Annotated in this window: 14 protein-coding genes; 1 reads left to right on the forward strand and 13 read right to left on the reverse strand. The window is 71.0% G+C overall.

The window, feature by feature from the left end; genetic code table 11:
- Positions 1-213 precede the first annotated feature (213 nt).
- From HSO01S_RS09315 to HSO01S_RS09335, 5 genes are all read right to left on the reverse strand, one after another.
- Positions 214-1,095 (reverse strand): coenzyme F420-0:L-glutamate ligase, encoded by an 882-nt coding sequence (locus tag HSO01S_RS09315; protein ID WP_084361507.1) that lies wholly within the window; start codon positions 1,093-1,095, stop codon positions 214-216.
- Entirely contained in the window at positions 1,092-2,093 is a 1,002-nt protein-coding gene (locus HSO01S_RS09320; protein ID WP_066040614.1) for a TIGR03557 family F420-dependent LLM class oxidoreductase, read from the reverse strand. The genes HSO01S_RS09315 and HSO01S_RS09320 overlap by 4 nt, the downstream gene beginning before the upstream one ends.
- A gap of 21 nt (positions 2,094-2,114) precedes the next feature.
- Positions 2,115-2,606 carry a pantetheine-phosphate adenylyltransferase gene (gene coaD, locus HSO01S_RS09325; protein WP_066040615.1) on the reverse strand — a complete coding sequence of 164 codons (492 nt, stop codon included), beginning with the start codon at positions 2,604-2,606 and terminating at the stop codon, positions 2,115-2,117.
- A gap of 35 nt (positions 2,607-2,641) precedes the next feature.
- Positions 2,642-3,451 carry a hypothetical protein gene (locus HSO01S_RS09330; RefSeq protein ID WP_066040617.1) on the reverse strand — a complete coding sequence of 270 codons (810 nt, stop codon included), beginning with the start codon at positions 3,449-3,451 and terminating at the stop codon, positions 2,642-2,644.
- Positions 3,452-3,621: 170 nt separating this feature from the next.
- On the reverse strand, positions 3,622-6,006 hold the full coding sequence (locus HSO01S_RS09335) for an ATP-dependent DNA helicase RecG (RefSeq protein WP_066040619.1): 2,385 nt from the start codon (positions 6,004-6,006) through the stop codon (positions 3,622-3,624).
- 132 nt (positions 6,007-6,138) lie between these two features.
- Here HSO01S_RS09335 and HSO01S_RS09340 point away from each other — a divergent pair, with 132 nt between their 5' ends.
- On the forward strand, positions 6,139-6,720 hold the full coding sequence (locus HSO01S_RS09340) for an RsmD family RNA methyltransferase (RefSeq protein WP_066040621.1): 582 nt from the start codon (positions 6,139-6,141) through the stop codon (positions 6,718-6,720).
- A 33-nt stretch (positions 6,721-6,753) separates the two neighbouring features.
- On the opposite strand, the gene HSO01S_RS09345 is transcribed toward HSO01S_RS09340, so the two are convergent.
- From HSO01S_RS09345 to leuC, 8 genes are all read right to left on the reverse strand, one after another.
- Positions 6,754-7,851: a thiamine-phosphate kinase gene (locus tag HSO01S_RS09345; RefSeq protein ID WP_066040624.1), complete on the reverse strand. Its 1,098-nt coding sequence runs from the start codon at positions 7,849-7,851 to the stop codon at positions 6,754-6,756.
- Entirely contained in the window at positions 7,851-8,360 is a 510-nt protein-coding gene (locus HSO01S_RS09350; RefSeq protein ID WP_066040625.1) for a DUF3515 family protein, read from the reverse strand. Before HSO01S_RS09350 ends, HSO01S_RS09345 begins: the two co-directional genes overlap by 1 nt.
- Entirely contained in the window at positions 8,360-9,451 is a 1,092-nt protein-coding gene (locus tag HSO01S_RS09355) for a D-alanine--D-alanine ligase family protein (RefSeq protein ID WP_066040626.1), read from the reverse strand. Before HSO01S_RS09355 ends, HSO01S_RS09350 begins: the two co-directional genes overlap by 1 nt.
- Complete coding sequence (locus HSO01S_RS09360) at positions 9,363-10,514, reverse strand: NAD(P)H-dependent glycerol-3-phosphate dehydrogenase (RefSeq protein WP_066040629.1); 1,152 nt, start codon at positions 10,512-10,514, stop codon at positions 9,363-9,365. The genes HSO01S_RS09355 and HSO01S_RS09360 overlap by 89 nt, the downstream gene beginning before the upstream one ends.
- Positions 10,511-11,293 (reverse strand): lysophospholipid acyltransferase family protein, encoded by a 783-nt coding sequence (locus HSO01S_RS09365; RefSeq protein WP_066040632.1) that lies wholly within the window; start codon positions 11,291-11,293, stop codon positions 10,511-10,513. Before HSO01S_RS09365 ends, HSO01S_RS09360 begins: the two co-directional genes overlap by 4 nt.
- A 14-nt stretch (positions 11,294-11,307) precedes the next feature.
- Positions 11,308-12,678, reverse strand: a complete 1,371-nt coding sequence (murA, locus tag HSO01S_RS09370) for a UDP-N-acetylglucosamine 1-carboxyvinyltransferase (protein ID WP_066040636.1) — start codon at positions 12,676-12,678, stop codon at positions 11,308-11,310.
- Positions 12,679-12,745: 67 nt separating this feature from the next.
- The gene (leuD, locus tag HSO01S_RS09375) at positions 12,746-13,342 is read right to left on the reverse strand and encodes a 3-isopropylmalate dehydratase small subunit (RefSeq protein ID WP_066040638.1); all 597 of its coding nucleotides are present in this window, start codon (positions 13,340-13,342) and stop codon (positions 12,746-12,748) included.
- A gap of 5 nt (positions 13,343-13,347) precedes the next feature.
- Entirely contained in the window at positions 13,348-14,841 is a 1,494-nt protein-coding gene (gene leuC / locus HSO01S_RS09380; protein ID WP_066040640.1) for a 3-isopropylmalate dehydratase large subunit, read from the reverse strand.
- Positions 14,842-14,864: the final 23 nt, after the last annotated feature.

Genomic DNA, 14,864 nt, shown 5'->3' on the forward strand with positions numbered 1-14,864 from the left:
TTCACGCATGCAATACGCACGTCTGAGTGCGATCTTCAGCCCATTCGTGCAGGGTGCCTTTCCGAACGGGCTGCTGAGAGTGCTCAGGCGTGCAATACGCACGCAAAGGCGCGCTCAGCAGCCCGTTCGTGCACGCCTCCGCGCCATGAGCCTTCCGAATCGAATGAGAATCGGGGGGCTCATCGACGTAGTGCACTCGAACCCCCCCGTTTTTCATTCCGTTCCACCGGCCTCGGCGCGCGCCGCGGCGAGTCCGGCCGCGTAACCGGCCTCGAACCCCTCGGCGTAGCCCGCCCCGTGCCCCTGCGCCAGCGCCTCATCCGTCCCGAGCCGGAACATGTCCGTCGGCCCCGTCCGCGAGAGCGCCCGCGCGGGCGTCTCGAGCGACTCGACCACCGCGTGCCCGAAGCCGCGTACCAGCGCGACCGGCATTCCGCTCGCCTTGCCCTTGACCAGGTCGCCCGCAGACGCGAGCTCGTCGCCCACCGCGGCCTGCGTCACGACGAGCTCGTGGCCGAAGCTGTCCCGGCTCCCCCGCAGGTCGTCGAGCACGAGCACACCGGCCGCTCCGATCGCCTGATCGATCTGCCCCTCGCGCCAGGCGCGCCCGAGCGTGTCCGACACGATCACGCCGAGACGCACACCGAAGCGGGCGCGGAGACCGGCGGCCAACGCCCGGGCCGACGCATCGGGATCCTCGGGCAGCAGCAACACCGTCCCGTCGGGCGTGTTGCTGGCGTCGACGCCGGCCGCCGCCTGCACGATGCCCTGGCGGTTCTCCACGATCCGGGTGACCCCGCCCGGGTGCACGCGCGAGGCGACGACCCGCACGGTCTCGGCGGTGATCGCGTCCTCACGGTCGGTCGCGGCGACGATCCGCCCCTCGGCCTTCGAGATGATCTTGCTCGTCACGACCAGCACGTCGCCCTCGAGCGGCGCGAGCCCCGCACCCACGAGCGCGTCGCCGATCGCGACGACGAGATCGTCGCCCGGCGCGATCTCCGGCAGCCCGCCGAACGCGACCACCCGCACCTCGCTGAGCGCACCGGCGACCGTGTCACCACCCGCGCGACCCACCGCATCCACCCCGCTCACCGGTGCAGCTTCGGCAGCACGTCGCGCCCGAACACGTCGATCCACTCCCGCTGGTTGCGGCCGACGTTGTGCAGGTAGATCTTGTCGAACCCGAGGTCGGCGTAGCGCTGGATGTAGGCACGGTGCTCATCCGGATCGCTCGAGATCATCAGCCGCCCGTCGAAGTCGGCCGGCCGCACCATCTTGGCGATCTGCTCGAACTCGAACGGGCTCCGGATGTCGGCCTTCGGAAAACGCATGCCGCCGTTCGGCCACTCGGTGACCGCGTTGGCCATCGCCTCCTCCTCGGTCGGCGCCCAGGAGAGGTGCAGCTGCAGCAACTTCGGCATCCGGTTCGGATCCTTACCCACCTCGCGCGCCCCGTCGGCGAAACGGGTGAACAGGCCGGCGATCTTCTCCAGCGGCGCACCCACCGTGATCAGCCCGTCGACCGTGCGGCCCGCCCGCTTCGCGGTCACCGGGCCTGCTGTCGCCACGAAGACCTGCGGGGGTTCCTCGGGCATGGTCCACAACCGGGTCGACTCCACCTTGAAGAAGGGGCCGGAGTGCTTCAGATCCTTCCCGGCGAGAGAGGCGGTGAAGAGCTTGGTGATGATGTCGACGGCCTCGAACATCCGGTTGATCCGCTCGGGCGCCTCGGGCCAGTAGCCGCCGACCACGTGCTCGTTGAGGGCCTCGCCCGAGCCGAGCCCGAGCCAGTGCCGGCCGGGGTACATCGCCGCGGTCGTCGCCGAGGCCTGCGCCACCATCGCCGGGTGCCAGCGGTAGCTCGGCGTCGTCACGCCCGGGCCGAAGTCGCCCGTGGTGCGTTCGCCGAGGGCGGTGAGCACGTTCCAGACGAACGACGACTGGCCCTGACGCGGAACCCAGGGCTGGAAGTGGTCGGAGGCCATGACCCCCGAGAATCCGCGGCTCTCGGCGTGCACTGCGAGGTCGACCGCCTCCCGGGGCGCGAACTGCTCGAGCATCGCCGCGTAGCCGATCGGGATCTGCGTCATGCGGTGGTGCCTCCGAAGGGGTCAGTCGGTGGTGTGCTTCAAGAAGTCTGCCACCACCGCCGGCACGTACGGAGCCACGTCTCCCCCGAGCGCCGACACCTGGCGCACCAGCGAGCTCGAGACGTGGGCATGTGCGGGGTCGGGAAGCAGGAAGATCGTCTCGACGCCTGCGAGGTTGCGGTTCACGATCGCCATCGGCGTCTCGTACGCCACGTCGATCTGCGAGCGGATGCCCTTGACGATCGCGGTCGCCCCCACGTCGGTGCAGTAGTCGACGAGGAGTCCGACGCTCCATGAGTTGATCACGATGCGGGCACCGTGGATCCCCCGCTCCTCGAGCGATTTCTCGATCAGCGCCACGCGGTGGGCGATCGGGATGAGGGCGTGCTTGTCGGGGTTGTGCACCACGACCACGTGCACCTCGTCGAAGATCTTCGCCGCGCGCTCGATGACGTCGATGTGCCCCAGGGTGATGGGGTCGAAGGATCCGGGAACCACGGCGACACTGCTCATGCCGACCAGGCTATCAACGCCGCATTAAGGGCACGTTACAGAAGTCGCACCATGTCACGAGCGGATGAACGGGGCTGGGTCGGCACGTCGGGTGCGTGCTGCGCCGCCGCGGCTTCCGTCGCATTCGTCGCGTCCGTCGCCTTCGTCTCTCTCGCCGCCTCGGCGGCCGCCACGAACCGCTCGGCGAGCGCGATCGTCTCGGCGAGCAGGTCGTAGAGCCGCTCGTCAGGGTGCGGCGCGCAGGCCGAGCGCACCCCGTCTACCGCGAGCGCGATCGTCGCGTGCGTCTGCCGGGTGGTGATCGTGCCCCGCTGCCAGCGACCGTTGCGCTCGAGGAACGCGTCGGCCCAGCGAGCGGCTTCCGGCGCATCGGCGAGAGCCTGCTCCAGGTCCGCCTCGACGTCGATCCCCAGGTCGGCGGTGCCGCCGGATTCGCGCAGGGCCTCACGGCAGACCAGGGCGCCGACCGCCAGAGCGTGCTGTCGATCGAGCGGCGCCGAGGGCAGGGCCGCGGACACGGCGGCGATCGCCACGACCATCTCGAGCCGCTCGTCGTCGGTGTTGAGTCCGATGACCGACGGGATGAGCGGCGCCAGACGCCCTCGGCCCTGGTCAGTCGTCATGTCGTTGACCGCCCGGGCGAGCTGGGCGACTCCGGCGTGCGTGCACGACGGGTGGTCGCTCCACTTCTCGCCCGCGAGGAACGACGCGAACTCCATGAAGCACGCCCCGGATCTCGGCGACCGGTGCCGGCCGGCCGACAGCACGGGCAGTGCGTCGTGCGTGAGGAACCGCGCGCTCTCGTCGGCGCCGTTCGACCTGCTGAGTCTGGATCTCGTGAACATACCCACCTCGTCTCCGCTGGATTCCACTGTGCGCCTGCCGGGCCGGAAACTCAATGGCCGGGCGGGATTCGGCGGTGGGGGTTGCGGATCGGACCGGAACGCGCTCAGGGCTGGGCTGGGGCGCACAGTTCTCGGCCAGGGAATCGCGCGCGCTCTCCTCGCGGAGCGGCTCAGTTCTTCGCGAGGAACTCGCGCTCGGACTCACGGAGCCGCCGCTCGAGCGCCTCGGCGAGGGCCGGATGCGCAGTGAGGGCGGGATCGTCGCGCACGATCTCGACGGCCACGCCCCGTGCATCCTGGATTACGTCGCCGTCTTTGACCACCCGCAGCAGCCGCAGCGAGGAGCGGCCGCCGGACTGCACGCTGCCCAGCACGTCGCCCTCGCGACGCAGCTCGAGGTCGATCTCGGCGAGGGCGAAGCCGTCGAGGGTCTCGGCGACCGCGTCGACGCGCTGGCGGGCGAGGGAGTCGGCCTCGGCGTTCGTGACGAGCAGGCAGATGCCGGGGACCCCGCCACGGCCGACGCGGCCACGGAGCTGGTGCAGCTGGCTGACTCCGAAGCGATCGGCGTCGAGGATGACCATGGTCGAGGCGTTCGGCACGTCGACCCCGACCTCGATCACGGTGGTCGCGACGAGCACGTCGATCTCGCGGGCGGCGAAGGCGCGCATCACCGCGTCTTTCTCGTCGCTCGGCATGCGGCCATGCAGCGCCTCGATGCGGCGGCCGGCGAGCACGGGCTCGGCGCGGAGGTGGCGGAGGGTGTCGACGACGTTGGCCTTCGCGGGAGCGGGCGGGCCGGACGGCGCGGCGGCAGCCGACCCGGCCGAGCCCGATGCGGCGGATGCAGACTTCTTCGCCCCGCCCTTCGCGGCAGGCGCCTCCTCCGCATCCGGGTCGTCGAGACCGTCGCCCGAATCGTCGGCGGGATCGATCGCGGGGCACACGACGAAGGCCTGCCGGCCCTTGGCGAGTTCTTCGGCGGTGCGCTGCCAGATGCGGCCGGCCCAGCCGGGCTTCTCGGCCAGGGGCACGCTGAAGCTCTCGATGCCCTTGCGACCCTCGGGCAGCTGGGTGATCGTCGAGACGTCGAGGTCGCCGAAGACGGTCATCGCCACTGTGCGCGGGATCGGGGTCGCCGTCATCACCAGGAGGTGCGGCGGGGTGGCGCCCTTCTGGCGCAGGGTGTCGCGCTGCTCGACCCCGAAGCGGTGCTGCTCGTCGACGACCACGAGGCCCAAGTCGTAGAACTGCACCGTGTCGGTGAGGAGGGCGTGCGTGCCGATCACGAGTTTCGCCTGGCCCGACACCATCCTGAGCAGCGCCTTCTTGCGCTCGGCGGTGGCGAGCTGGCCGGTGTGCAGCGTCGGCATCAGCTCGGCCGCGAGGTCGGGGCCGAGCACCTTGACGATCGAGCGCAGGTGCTGCACCGCGAGCACCTCGGTGGGGGCGAGCAGCGCCGACTGGCCGCCCGAATCGGCCACCGCGAGCATCGCCCGCACCGCGACGAGCGTCTTGCCCGAGCCGACCTCACCCTGCAGCAGCCGCATCATCGGCACCTCGGCGGCCAGGTCGCGCGCGATCTCGCCGCCCACGACGCTCTGGTCGGCGGTGAGCCGGAACGGCAGCGCCGCGTCGAATCGCTCGAGGTACCCGCCGGGCTTCGGGATGCGCGGGGTCGTCTTGATCGCGTGCGCGGCGCTCCGCTGCGAGACCAGCGCGGTCTGCAGGATGAGCGCCTCGTGGAAGCGGAGGGTCTCGCGGGCGCGCATGAAGTCCGCGTCCTTCTGCGGACGGTGGATCAGCTCGTAGGCGCGCTGGGCGGTGAGGAGCCGGCGCTCCTCGCGCACCTCGTCGGGGACCGGGTCGGGGATGGCGCCGTGCAGGCCGTCGAGGACGAGCTCGACCGAGTTCGCGATCTGCCAGCTGGCGAGGGTGGACGTGGCGGGGTAGATCGGGATCGGCATCTCGGCCCAGCGGCGGGCCTCGGAGTCGTCGAGGGCGGCGAGGCCTTCGGGGGTGTCCGGGCCGCCAGTGCCGCCGGCGCCATCGGTAGCGCTGCCGCCGCTGCCGGCGCCGACACCGCCGGGGCCGCCGATACCACCGGGGCCGCCGGCCGGATCGAAGAGCTGGTAGTCGGGGTGGGCGAGCTGGAGAGCGCCGCGGTAGTCGGAGACCTTGCCCGTGAACATGCCGCGCACGCCCGGACGGAGGTCGCGGGCCCGCCAGGCCTGGTTGAAGAAGGTGAGCGAGATGAAGCCCTTGCCGTCAGAGATCGACACCTCGAGGATGGTGCCGCGCCGGGCGCGCATCTGGCGCTCGCGCACGTCGCGCACCTCGGCCACGATCGTGACGGTCTCGTTGAGTGGGAGCATGTCGATCGCGGTGAGCTCCCCGCGCCGGGCGTAGCGGCGGGGGTAATGGCTCAGCAGGTCGGCGACCGTGCGGATGCCGAACGCCTTCTGGAACGCGCCGGCCGTGCGCCCGCCGAGGATGCCGTCGAGCTTGGCGTCGAGGGCGTCGGCGGGGCGCGCCGTGGCCGCCGTTCCGCTCATGCGTCAATCCTAAGCGCCGCCACCGACGCCGTCCCCGGGCGGGTGCCGGGGTCCAGCGGCCGCACGGCGCCGCCGACCCCGGGCGGGCGGCGGGCCGGAGCGCCCCGGGCGGCGCGCGGTAGGGTTTCGGGCGTGACTCGCATCATCGCCGGATTCGCCGGATCACTCACCCTGGCCGTCCCCCGCGCGGGCACCCGCCCGACGAGCGACCGCGTGCGCGAGGCGATCTTCTCGTCGCTCGAGTCGCGCGGCGGCCTCGAGGGGCTGCACGTGCTCGACCTCTACGCCGGTTCGGGGGCCCTGGCCCTCGAGGCGGTCAGCCGGGGGGCTGCCTCGGCGGTGCTGGTCGAGAAGAACCCCGCGGCGGCGAAGATCGCCCGGCAGAACGCCACGACCGTGACGGCGGCCACCCCGCGGGGCACCGCGCGGCCGCGCGTCGAGGTTGTGGTGCAGACGGTGCAGGCCTACCTGCGCAACGCCCCGGTGCACGCGGCGACCGGGTTCGACGTGGTGTTCATCGATCCGCCCTACGACCTGCCCGACGCCGAGCTCGCCGAGACGCTCACCGCCCTCGTGCCCCACCTCGCTCCGGATGCGACGGTGCTCGTCGAGCGCAGCACCCGCACGCCCGCTCCCGACTACCCGTCGGCGCTGGTGCCCGACCGCACCAAGTCCTACGGAGAGACCGCTCTGCACTGGTCCACCCGCGCCTGACCCGCGACCAGGCAGAACGCCGGCCGCCGCTGGTCAGCCGGCGTTGCCGTCCCAGTCGGCGTAAGGGTCCCAGCCGCCGCGGGAGTCGAAGGGTGTGTCGCCGACGAGCGCGTCGGGGCGGCTGTCCGGCGCATCCGTGAGCGCGATGACGGTGCCCAGCGGGCGGAATCCGACGGGCAGGGGCCGGTCGGGCGGGAAGGTCGCCAGCAGGGCGTGATCCTCTCCCCCGGCCAGCACGAACCGCGCGGCGCGGTCGCCGACGACCGGATCGACGGTTCGGAGCGCCTCGGCCTCACGCTCGATCATCACCGGGTCGAGGCGCAGCGCGACCTCGCTCGCCTCGGCGATCCGCCGGGCGTCGAGCACGAGTCCGTCCGACACGTCGAGCATGGCGGTCGCGCCGCCCTCTGCGGCGACGATCCCCGAGGCGATCGGCGACACCGGGGCGAGCTGGGCGTCGACGAGCTCCGGATGCGCACCCCGCGTCGCCGCCGCCCGCTCCTGATCTGGCTCACCGGGAATCACCTCGCCCGCGGTCACCCCGTCGCGGAAGAGCAGCCAGAGGCCCGCTCCCGCACGGCCCAGGTCGCCCGCGACCGCGAGCACGTCTCCGGGACGAGCGCCGGTGCGCGTGACGGGAGCACGGCTCTCGAGGTCACCGAACGCGGTGACCGCGAGGGTCAGCGTCGGCGAGACCGAGAGGTCGCCGCCGACGACCCCGCATCCCGGAGCCGCCACGTCACAGGCGTCACGGAAGCCGTCGGCGATCCCGAGCAGCGTGTCGACCGGGGTCTCGAGCGGCGCAGCGATCGCGACCACGAGCGCCGTCGGTCGCGCACCCATCGCGGCGACGTCGGCGAGGTTCGACATCGCGGCCTTCCAGCCGAGGTCGTGCGGGGTCGACCAGGCCGAGCGGAAATCCGGCCCGTGGATCATCATGTCCGTCGTCACCACGAACCGGCCGTCCGGAGCCCGCACGACCGCCGCGTCGTCGCCCGGCCCGAGCAGCTCGGCGTCGGCGTGCGGCAGCCGCGGAAAGATCTGGCGCAGGGTCGCGCCCTCGCCGACGCCCCCGAGCGTCGGGCTCAAGCCGAAGCCCGAAGCCGAACTCGAGTCCGTCCGCTCCCCCATCAGCCGGCCGGAGTCGGCGTCGGGGTGGCCGTGCCGAGCACGTCGTCCGCATCCAGGCAGGCCGAGGTCTGCGGGATCGCTCCGACCGCGCTGCCGAGATCCACCAGCGCCGAGGTGCCCGAGACCGCGTTCGAGTCGACGACGACCTGAACGGCCGGCACCCGCCCGTAGGTCGTGAAGGTGTAGGTGGGGGCGGCCGAGTCGTCGCGGATCCAGTCGATCCCGTTCACGTTGTCGCACGGCAGCGTGGTCGGTCCGTACGGCTGCACACCGCAGCGCAGCAGCACCGCAGCCGGGTCGCCCCAGGCGCCGGTGCCCTGCGCATCCGTCTCGCGCCGGTCGACGTCGGCGACGCTGTCGGGGAGTCGAACGACCACGTCGGCGCAGGAGGGATCCGTCGCCGCGGGCGCCGGGTCGAGGGTGACCGCGCCCGCGCATCCGCTCAGCAGGGTCGCAGCGGCTACCCCCACGAGAGCAAGCGCAGCGAACCGGGTACCTGCGCGAGCCATCAGCCCTCCAACGCCAGGGCGATGAGCTCGTCGATGATCTCGGGGTAGCTCACCCCCGACGCGATCCAGCACTTGGGGAACATCGAGATCGGCGTGAACCCCGGCATCGTATTGATCTCGTTGACCACGAACCCGTCCGCGGTCAAGAAGAAGTCGACCCGCGCGAGGCCGGCGCCGTCGATCGCGGTGAAGGCGAGCGCGGCGATGCGCTGCATCTCGGCCAGCTCCTCGTCCGACAGCGCGGCCGGGCAGACCAGGTCGACGCCCGGCGCATCCAGGTACTTCGCGTCGAAGTCGTAGAACTCCCGGCCCGTCATCACGATCTCACCGGCCACCGACACCCGCGGCGCCCCGCCGTCGTGGCCGCCGAGCACACCGCACTCGACCTCGCGGCCGGAGATGCCCTGCTCGATCAGCACCCGCGAGTCCTCGCGCAGTGCCACCTCGATGGCCTCGCCCAGCGACTCGAGCGACGTGACCTTGCTCACGCCGACCGACGATCCGGCGCGGGCCGGCTTCACGAACAGCGGAAGGGGCAGCGCCGACGCCGCATCCATCACGGCCGCCGGCGACGTCGCCCACTCGCGGGCGGTCACGGTCACCCAGGGCGCCACCGCGATACCGGATGCCGCGAGCACCGTCTTGGTGAAGTGCTTGTCCATCCCGAGCGCCGACGCGAGCACGCCCGAGCCGACGTAGGGCAGGCCGACGAGCTCGAGCAGCCCCTGCACCGTGCCGTCCTCTCCGAACGGGCCGTGCAGGATCGGGAACACCACGTCGACCTCGCCGAGCGAGCGGATCGCGCCGCCGTCGGCGGGCACCACCCGGAGCTCCCGCGAGGCGGTCGAGGAGGGCCAGAGCACGCGGGTGCCGTTGTCGGCGACCACCGGCAGCGCCGTCGGGTCGAGCCGGAACTTCGACGGATCGTCGTCCTCGAGCACGAAGGCGCCCTCCCGGGTGATGCCCACGGGGATCACGTCGAAGCGCGACCGGTCGATCGCCTCAAGCACCCCGCCGGCCGTGGCGCAGCTGATCGAATGCTCGCTGGAGCGACCTCCGAAAAGCACCACCACCGTGATCTTGCCTGGCATCGAGAGTCCTTTCGCCCTGAGGCCCCGACTCGTCGTCGGTGGTCAGGTGGGGTGCTATGTCTTTCGGATCGAGCGTACCGGCCAGCACTTCGGCGACCTGCCGGCAGATGGGCATGTCCACGCCCTTCGCACTCGCCAGCTCGAGGACGGGTGCGACCGAGGCAAGGCCCTCGGCGGTCTGCTGCATCGACTTCACCACGTCGGCGAAGCTGTAACCCTGGCCGAGCAGGCGCCCGGCCGTGTTGTTGCGCGACAGCGGCGAACCGCTCGTGGCGATCAGGTCGCCGAGCCCCGCGAGGCCCGAGAGGGTCTCCGGATGCCCGCCGTAGGCCACCGCGAAATCGGTCATCTCGGCGAGTCCGCGCGTGATGATCGAGGCCTTGGTGTTCTCGCCGTAGCCGACGCCGTCGACGATGCCGATGGCGACGGCGATGAGGTTCTTCAGCACGCCGCCGAACTCGGTGCCGATCACGTCGGTGTTGACGAACGAACGGAAGTAGCGGTTGCGCGCGATCATCGCCACGGCCTCGGCCGTCTCGAGGCTGGTCGAGGAGACCACGGCCGCGGTCGGCTGCTCCTTGGCGATCTCGAGCGCGAGGTTCGGGCCGGAGGCGACCGCGATGCGGTCCGGGTCGATGCCGAGCACCGACTCCAGCACCTGGCTCATCCGCAGCCCCGTGCTCTTCTCGACGCCCTTCATCAGGCTGATCACCGGCACACCGTCCGGGATGAGGGTCGTGAGCTGTTCGAGGTTGCCCCGCAGCGACTGGCTCGGGATGGAGACGAAGACGAACTGCGCGTCGGCCAGCGCCGCCCCCACATCCGGTGTCGCCGTCACCGCGAGCGGAAGGTTGACGCCCGGGAGGTAGTCGCTGTTGCGCTTGGCCTCGCTGATCTCGCGGGCGAGCTCGGGCCGGCGGGCCCACATCGTGACGTCGGAGCCGCCGTCGGCGAGCACCTTCGAGAACGTCGTGCCCCAGCTGCCGGCGCCGAGGACGGCGACGCGGGGGCGCGGGCGAGCGGATGCGGCGCGCGTCGAGGCGCGCGGGTTCGGCTTGGTCACAGGGTCTCGCCGCCCGGCTCGAGTCGGCCGAACTCGGTCTGGTTGTGCTGAGCGGGGTTCCACCGCTCGAGCGGGGCGGTCTCGCCGCGGAGCGTCTCCAGCAGGGCGGTGATCGCCGCCATCAGGCGCGCCGTCGCCTCGGTGAGCACCTGGTGATCCAGAGGAAGCCCGCGGAGGTCGTCGAGGTCGACCGGCTCACCGAAGACGATGTCGATCGTCTTGCGGGGGAAGACGCTGATCCGGTTCGAGTAGCGCGGGAGCAGCGCCTGGGTTCCCCAGTGCGCCGCCGGGATGAGCGGGATGCCGTTCTCGAGGGCGAGCCGCACCGCGCCCAGCTTGCCGCGCATCGGCCACAGGTCGGGGTCGCGGGTGAGCGTGCCCTCGGGGTACACGATGACGCCCCGCCCGTGCTCGACGAGCGAGTTCGCCGCGGTGAACGGCTGGTTGCCGCGCCCCGCGCCGCCGCGTTCGACCGGGATCTGACCGCTGCGGCGCAACGCGAACCCCACCACCGGCACCCGGAACAGCGACGCCTTGGCGAGGAACCGGGGCGCCCGCCCCAGCCTCCACACCGCCCAGCCCATGATCAGCGGATCGATGTTGCTGTAGTGGTTGGGGCTGAGGACGAACGGCCCGGTCTTCGGGAGGTGGCCGGTGTCGTGCAGCCTGAGCTTCACCATCAGAGTGAGCCACGGGATGGCGACGAAGGCCATCACCCGGAAGGCCAACGTCTTCTCCGAGCGCGGCACGACAGGCCGCGGCACCGTGTCTGCCGCCATCTCCCCGCGCGCTCCTACTCGGCGAAGTAGAAGTCGGCGCCCAGCTTCTCGAGCTTGCCGACGAAGTCGCCGTACCCGCGGGCGATGAGGCCCACGTTGCTCACCGAGGAACGGCCGTCGGCCACGAGCGCCGCGATCAGGTGGCTGAAGCCTCCGCGCAGGTCGGGGACCTCGAGCTCGGCGCCGTGAAGCTTGGTGGGGCCCGTGATGACGGCGGCCTGCTCGAGCGCGCGGCGCGGGACGCGGCGGTTCGGGTCGGCAAGTCCGTCTTTGTGGACCTCGATGTTCGCGCCCATCTTGATCAGCGCATCCGTGAAGCCGAAGCGGTTCTCGTAGACCGTCTCGTGCACGATCGAGGTGCCCTGCGCCTGGGTGAGGGCGACGATGAGCGGCTGCTGCCAGTCGGTCATGAAGCCGGGGTGCACGTCGGTCTCGATGACGACGGGCTTGAGGTCTCCACCGGGGTGGTAGAAGCGGATGCCCTCCTCCTCGATGTCGAACGCGCCGCCGATCTTGCGGAAGACGTTGAGGAAGGTCATCATCTCGGACTGCTTGGCGCCCGTGGTGAAGATCGAGCCGCCGGTCGCGAGCGCGGCCGAGGCCCAGGACGCGGCCTCGTTGCGGTCGAACAGCGCGCGGTGGTCGTAGCCCTTCAGGCTCTCGACGCCCTCGATGAAGATGGTGCGGTTCGGCTCGACCGAGATGATCGCGCCCATCTTCTGCAGCACGGCGATGAGATCCATGATCTCGGGCTCGATCGCCGCGTTCTTGAGCTCGGTGGTGCCGAGGGCACGGACGCCGGTGAGCAGAACCTGCTCGGTCGCGCCGACGCTCGGGTAGGGCAGCTCGATGTTCGCGCCGCGGAGGCCGTTGGGGGCGGTGATGTTGATGCCCGACGGGAGCTTGTCGACGACCGCGCCGAACGCACGGAGCGCGTCGAGGTGGAAGTCGATCGGGCGGTCGCCGATGCGGCAGCCGCCGAGATCCGGGATGAACGCGTGACCCAGGCGGTGCAGCAGCGGGCCGCAGAACAGGATCGGGATGCGGCTGGAGCCGGAAAGCGCGTCGATCTCGGCGCTCTTCGCGCTGGCCACGTCGGCCGGGTCGAGCTGCAGCACGCCGGTGGCGGCCGAGCCCGTGATCTTCACACCGTGGATCTCGAGGAGACTCGCCACCACGTGCACGTCGCTGATGTCGGGCACGTCGCGCAGCGTGCTCGTCGTGTCTCCGAGGAGGGAGGCGACCATCGCCTTGGTCACGAGGTTCTTGGCCCCGCGGACGTCGATCGTGCCCCGGAGCGGACGGCCGCCGTTGATGACGATCGTGTCGGACTTGAGTCCGACCCGCTCGGCTGCCTTCCGCGCATCCTGTACGAGACTGTTCACTAGTTCACCTGCACTGTCTGTTTGACGATTTCTCTCGCGTGACCGCCTGTTGTGGTGGCGGCCCCCGCTATTTGACGGGAAGAGTTCGAGGTCTCCAACTCTCCCGGCGGCTCTCGAATTCCGTGATCGCCGCTTCGTCGCGGAGCGTCAGCCCGATGTCGTCCAGACCCTCGAGCAGCCTCCACCGAGTGTAATCGTCGATCTGGAACGGAACCGTGAGGTCGCCGAGTACGGCGGTTCGCTCCACCAGGTCGACCGTGACGGCCACCCCGGGGTCGGCCTCGATCGCGGCCCAGAGCTTCTCGATCTCGTGCTCGGAGACCTGCCCGGTGAGCAGGCCCTGCTTGCCCGAGTTGCCCCGGAAGATGTCGCCGAATCGGGGTGCGAGCACGGCCTGGAAGCCGAAGTCGCGGAGCGCCCAGACGGCGTGCTCCCGGCTGGAGCCGGTGCCGAAGTCGGGCCCGGCGACCAGGACACGCGGGTTCTGGAAGGCGGGCTGGTTGAGCACGAAGTCGGGGTCGTTGCGCCAGCCGGCGAACAACGCGTCCTCGAAGCCGGTCTTCGTGACGCGCTTGAGGTAGACGGCCGGGATGATCTGGTCGGTGTCGACGTTGGCACGCTTCAGCGGCACGGCGACGCCGGAGATGATGTCGATCTTCTCCATGGTTCTCAGACCTCCACGGTTTCGGTCTCGGTGCGGGTCGCGGCATCCGTCGTCGCGGTTTCGGTCGTCGCGGTTTCGGTCGTCAGGTCGGACACGCTGGAGAGCGTGCCGCGGATGGCGGTGGCCGCGGCGACCAGCGGCGACACGAGGTGCGTGCGGCCTCCCTTGCCCTGGCGGCCCTCGAAGTTGCGGTTCGAGGTGCTGGCGCAGCGTTCGCCGGGCGCGAGCTGGTCGGGGTTCATCCCGAGGCACATCGAGCAGCCGGCGAACCGCCACTCGGCGCCGAACTCCTCGACGATCTTGTCGATTCCCTCGGCCTCGGCCTCGATGCGGACGCGCGCGCTGCCCGGCACGACCATGACGCGCACGTTGTCGGCCTTCTTCTGGCCCTTGATGACGCTCGCGAAGGCCCGGAGGTCTTCGATGCGGCTGTTGGTGCACGAGCCCATGAAGACCGCGTCGACGGGGATCTCCTTGAGCGGGGTGCCGGCCTTCAGGTCCATGTACTCGAGCGCCCGCTCGGCGCTCGCGCGCTCGTTCGGGTCGATGATCGTCGACGGGTCGGGCACGGTGTCGCTCAGCGACGCGCCCTGGCCCGGGTTCGTGCCCCAGGTGACGAAGGGCTCGAGCGTGTCGGCGTCGAGGAACACCTCGGCATCGAAGACCGCGTCGTCGTCGGTCTGCAGGGTCTTCCAGTACTCGACCGCGGCATCCCAGTCCTCGCCCGCGGGAGCGTGCGGGCGGCCCTCGAGGTAGTCGAAGGTGATCTGGTCGGGGGCGACCATGCCCGCGCGGGCGCCGGCCTCGATCGACATGTTGCAGATCGTCATCCGGCCCTCCATCGAGAGGCTGCGGATGGCGCTGCCGCGGTACTCGAGCACGTAGCCCTGGCCGCCGCCGGTGCCGATCTTGGCGATCACGGCGAGGATGATGTCCTTCGCGGTGACGCCGGGCCGGAGCGTGCCCTCGACCGTGATGGCCATGGTCTTGAAGGGCTTGAGCGGCAGGGTCTGCGTGGCGAGCACGTGCTCGACCTCGCTCGTGCCGATGCCGAAGGCCATCGCGCCGAACGCGCCGTGGGTGCTGGTGTGCGAGTCGCCGCAGACGACCGTGATGCCCGGCATCGTGAGGCCGAGCTGCGGGCCGACCACGTGCACGATGCCCTGCTCGACGTCGCCGAGCGAGTGCAGGCGCACGCCGAACTCCTTGGCGTTGTTGCGCAGGGTGTCGATCTGGGTGCGGCTGGTGAGGTCGGCGATCGGCTTGTCGATCGCGAGCGTCGGGGTGTTGTGGTCTTCGGTGGCGATCGTCAGGTCGAGGCGGCGCACCGGGCGGCCCTCGGCGCGCAGGCCGTCGAAGGCCTGGGGGCTCGTGACCTCGTGCACCAGGTGCAGGTCGATGTAGATCAGGTCGGGGCTGCCGTTCTCGCCCTTGACGACGAGATGGTCGTCCCAGACCTTCTCGGCCAGGGTGCGGGCGGGCGGGCGGGTGTCGCTCATGTCGGTGTGTCCTTCGGGGAGTA

It is taken from the genome of Herbiconiux solani NBRC 106740 (genome assembly GCF_001571005.1).
Classification (GTDB): Bacteria; Actinomycetota; Actinomycetes; order Actinomycetales; family Microbacteriaceae; genus Herbiconiux; species Herbiconiux solani.

Coding starts and splice junctions, on each gene's coding strand:
- HSO01S_RS09320 (WP_066040614.1), bottom strand. CDS start 2,093: ATGACGCAGATCCCGATCGGCTACGCGGCGATGCTCGAGCAGTTCGCG.
- coaD (WP_066040615.1), bottom strand. CDS start 2,606: ATGAGCAGTGTCGCCGTGGTTCCCGGATCCTTCGACCCCATCACCCTG.
- HSO01S_RS09330 (WP_066040617.1), bottom strand. CDS start 3,451: ATGTTCACGAGATCCAGACTCAGCAGGTCGAACGGCGCCGACGAGAGC.
- HSO01S_RS09335 (WP_066040619.1), bottom strand. CDS start 6,006: ATGAGCGGAACGGCGGCCACGGCGCGCCCCGCCGACGCCCTCGACGCC.
- HSO01S_RS09345 (WP_066040624.1), bottom strand. CDS start 7,851: ATGGGGGAGCGGACGGACTCGAGTTCGGCTTCGGGCTTCGGCTTGAGC.
- HSO01S_RS09350 (WP_066040625.1), bottom strand. CDS start 8,360: ATGGCTCGCGCAGGTACCCGGTTCGCTGCGCTTGCTCTCGTGGGGGTA.
- HSO01S_RS09355 (WP_066040626.1), bottom strand. CDS start 9,451: ATGCCAGGCAAGATCACGGTGGTGGTGCTTTTCGGAGGTCGCTCCAGC.
- HSO01S_RS09365 (WP_066040632.1), bottom strand. CDS start 11,293: ATGGCGGCAGACACGGTGCCGCGGCCTGTCGTGCCGCGCTCGGAGAAG.
- leuD (WP_066040638.1), bottom strand. CDS start 13,342: ATGGAGAAGATCGACATCATCTCCGGCGTCGCCGTGCCGCTGAAGCGT.
- leuC (WP_066040640.1), bottom strand. CDS start 14,841: ATGAGCGACACCCGCCCGCCCGCCCGCACCCTGGCCGAGAAGGTCTGG.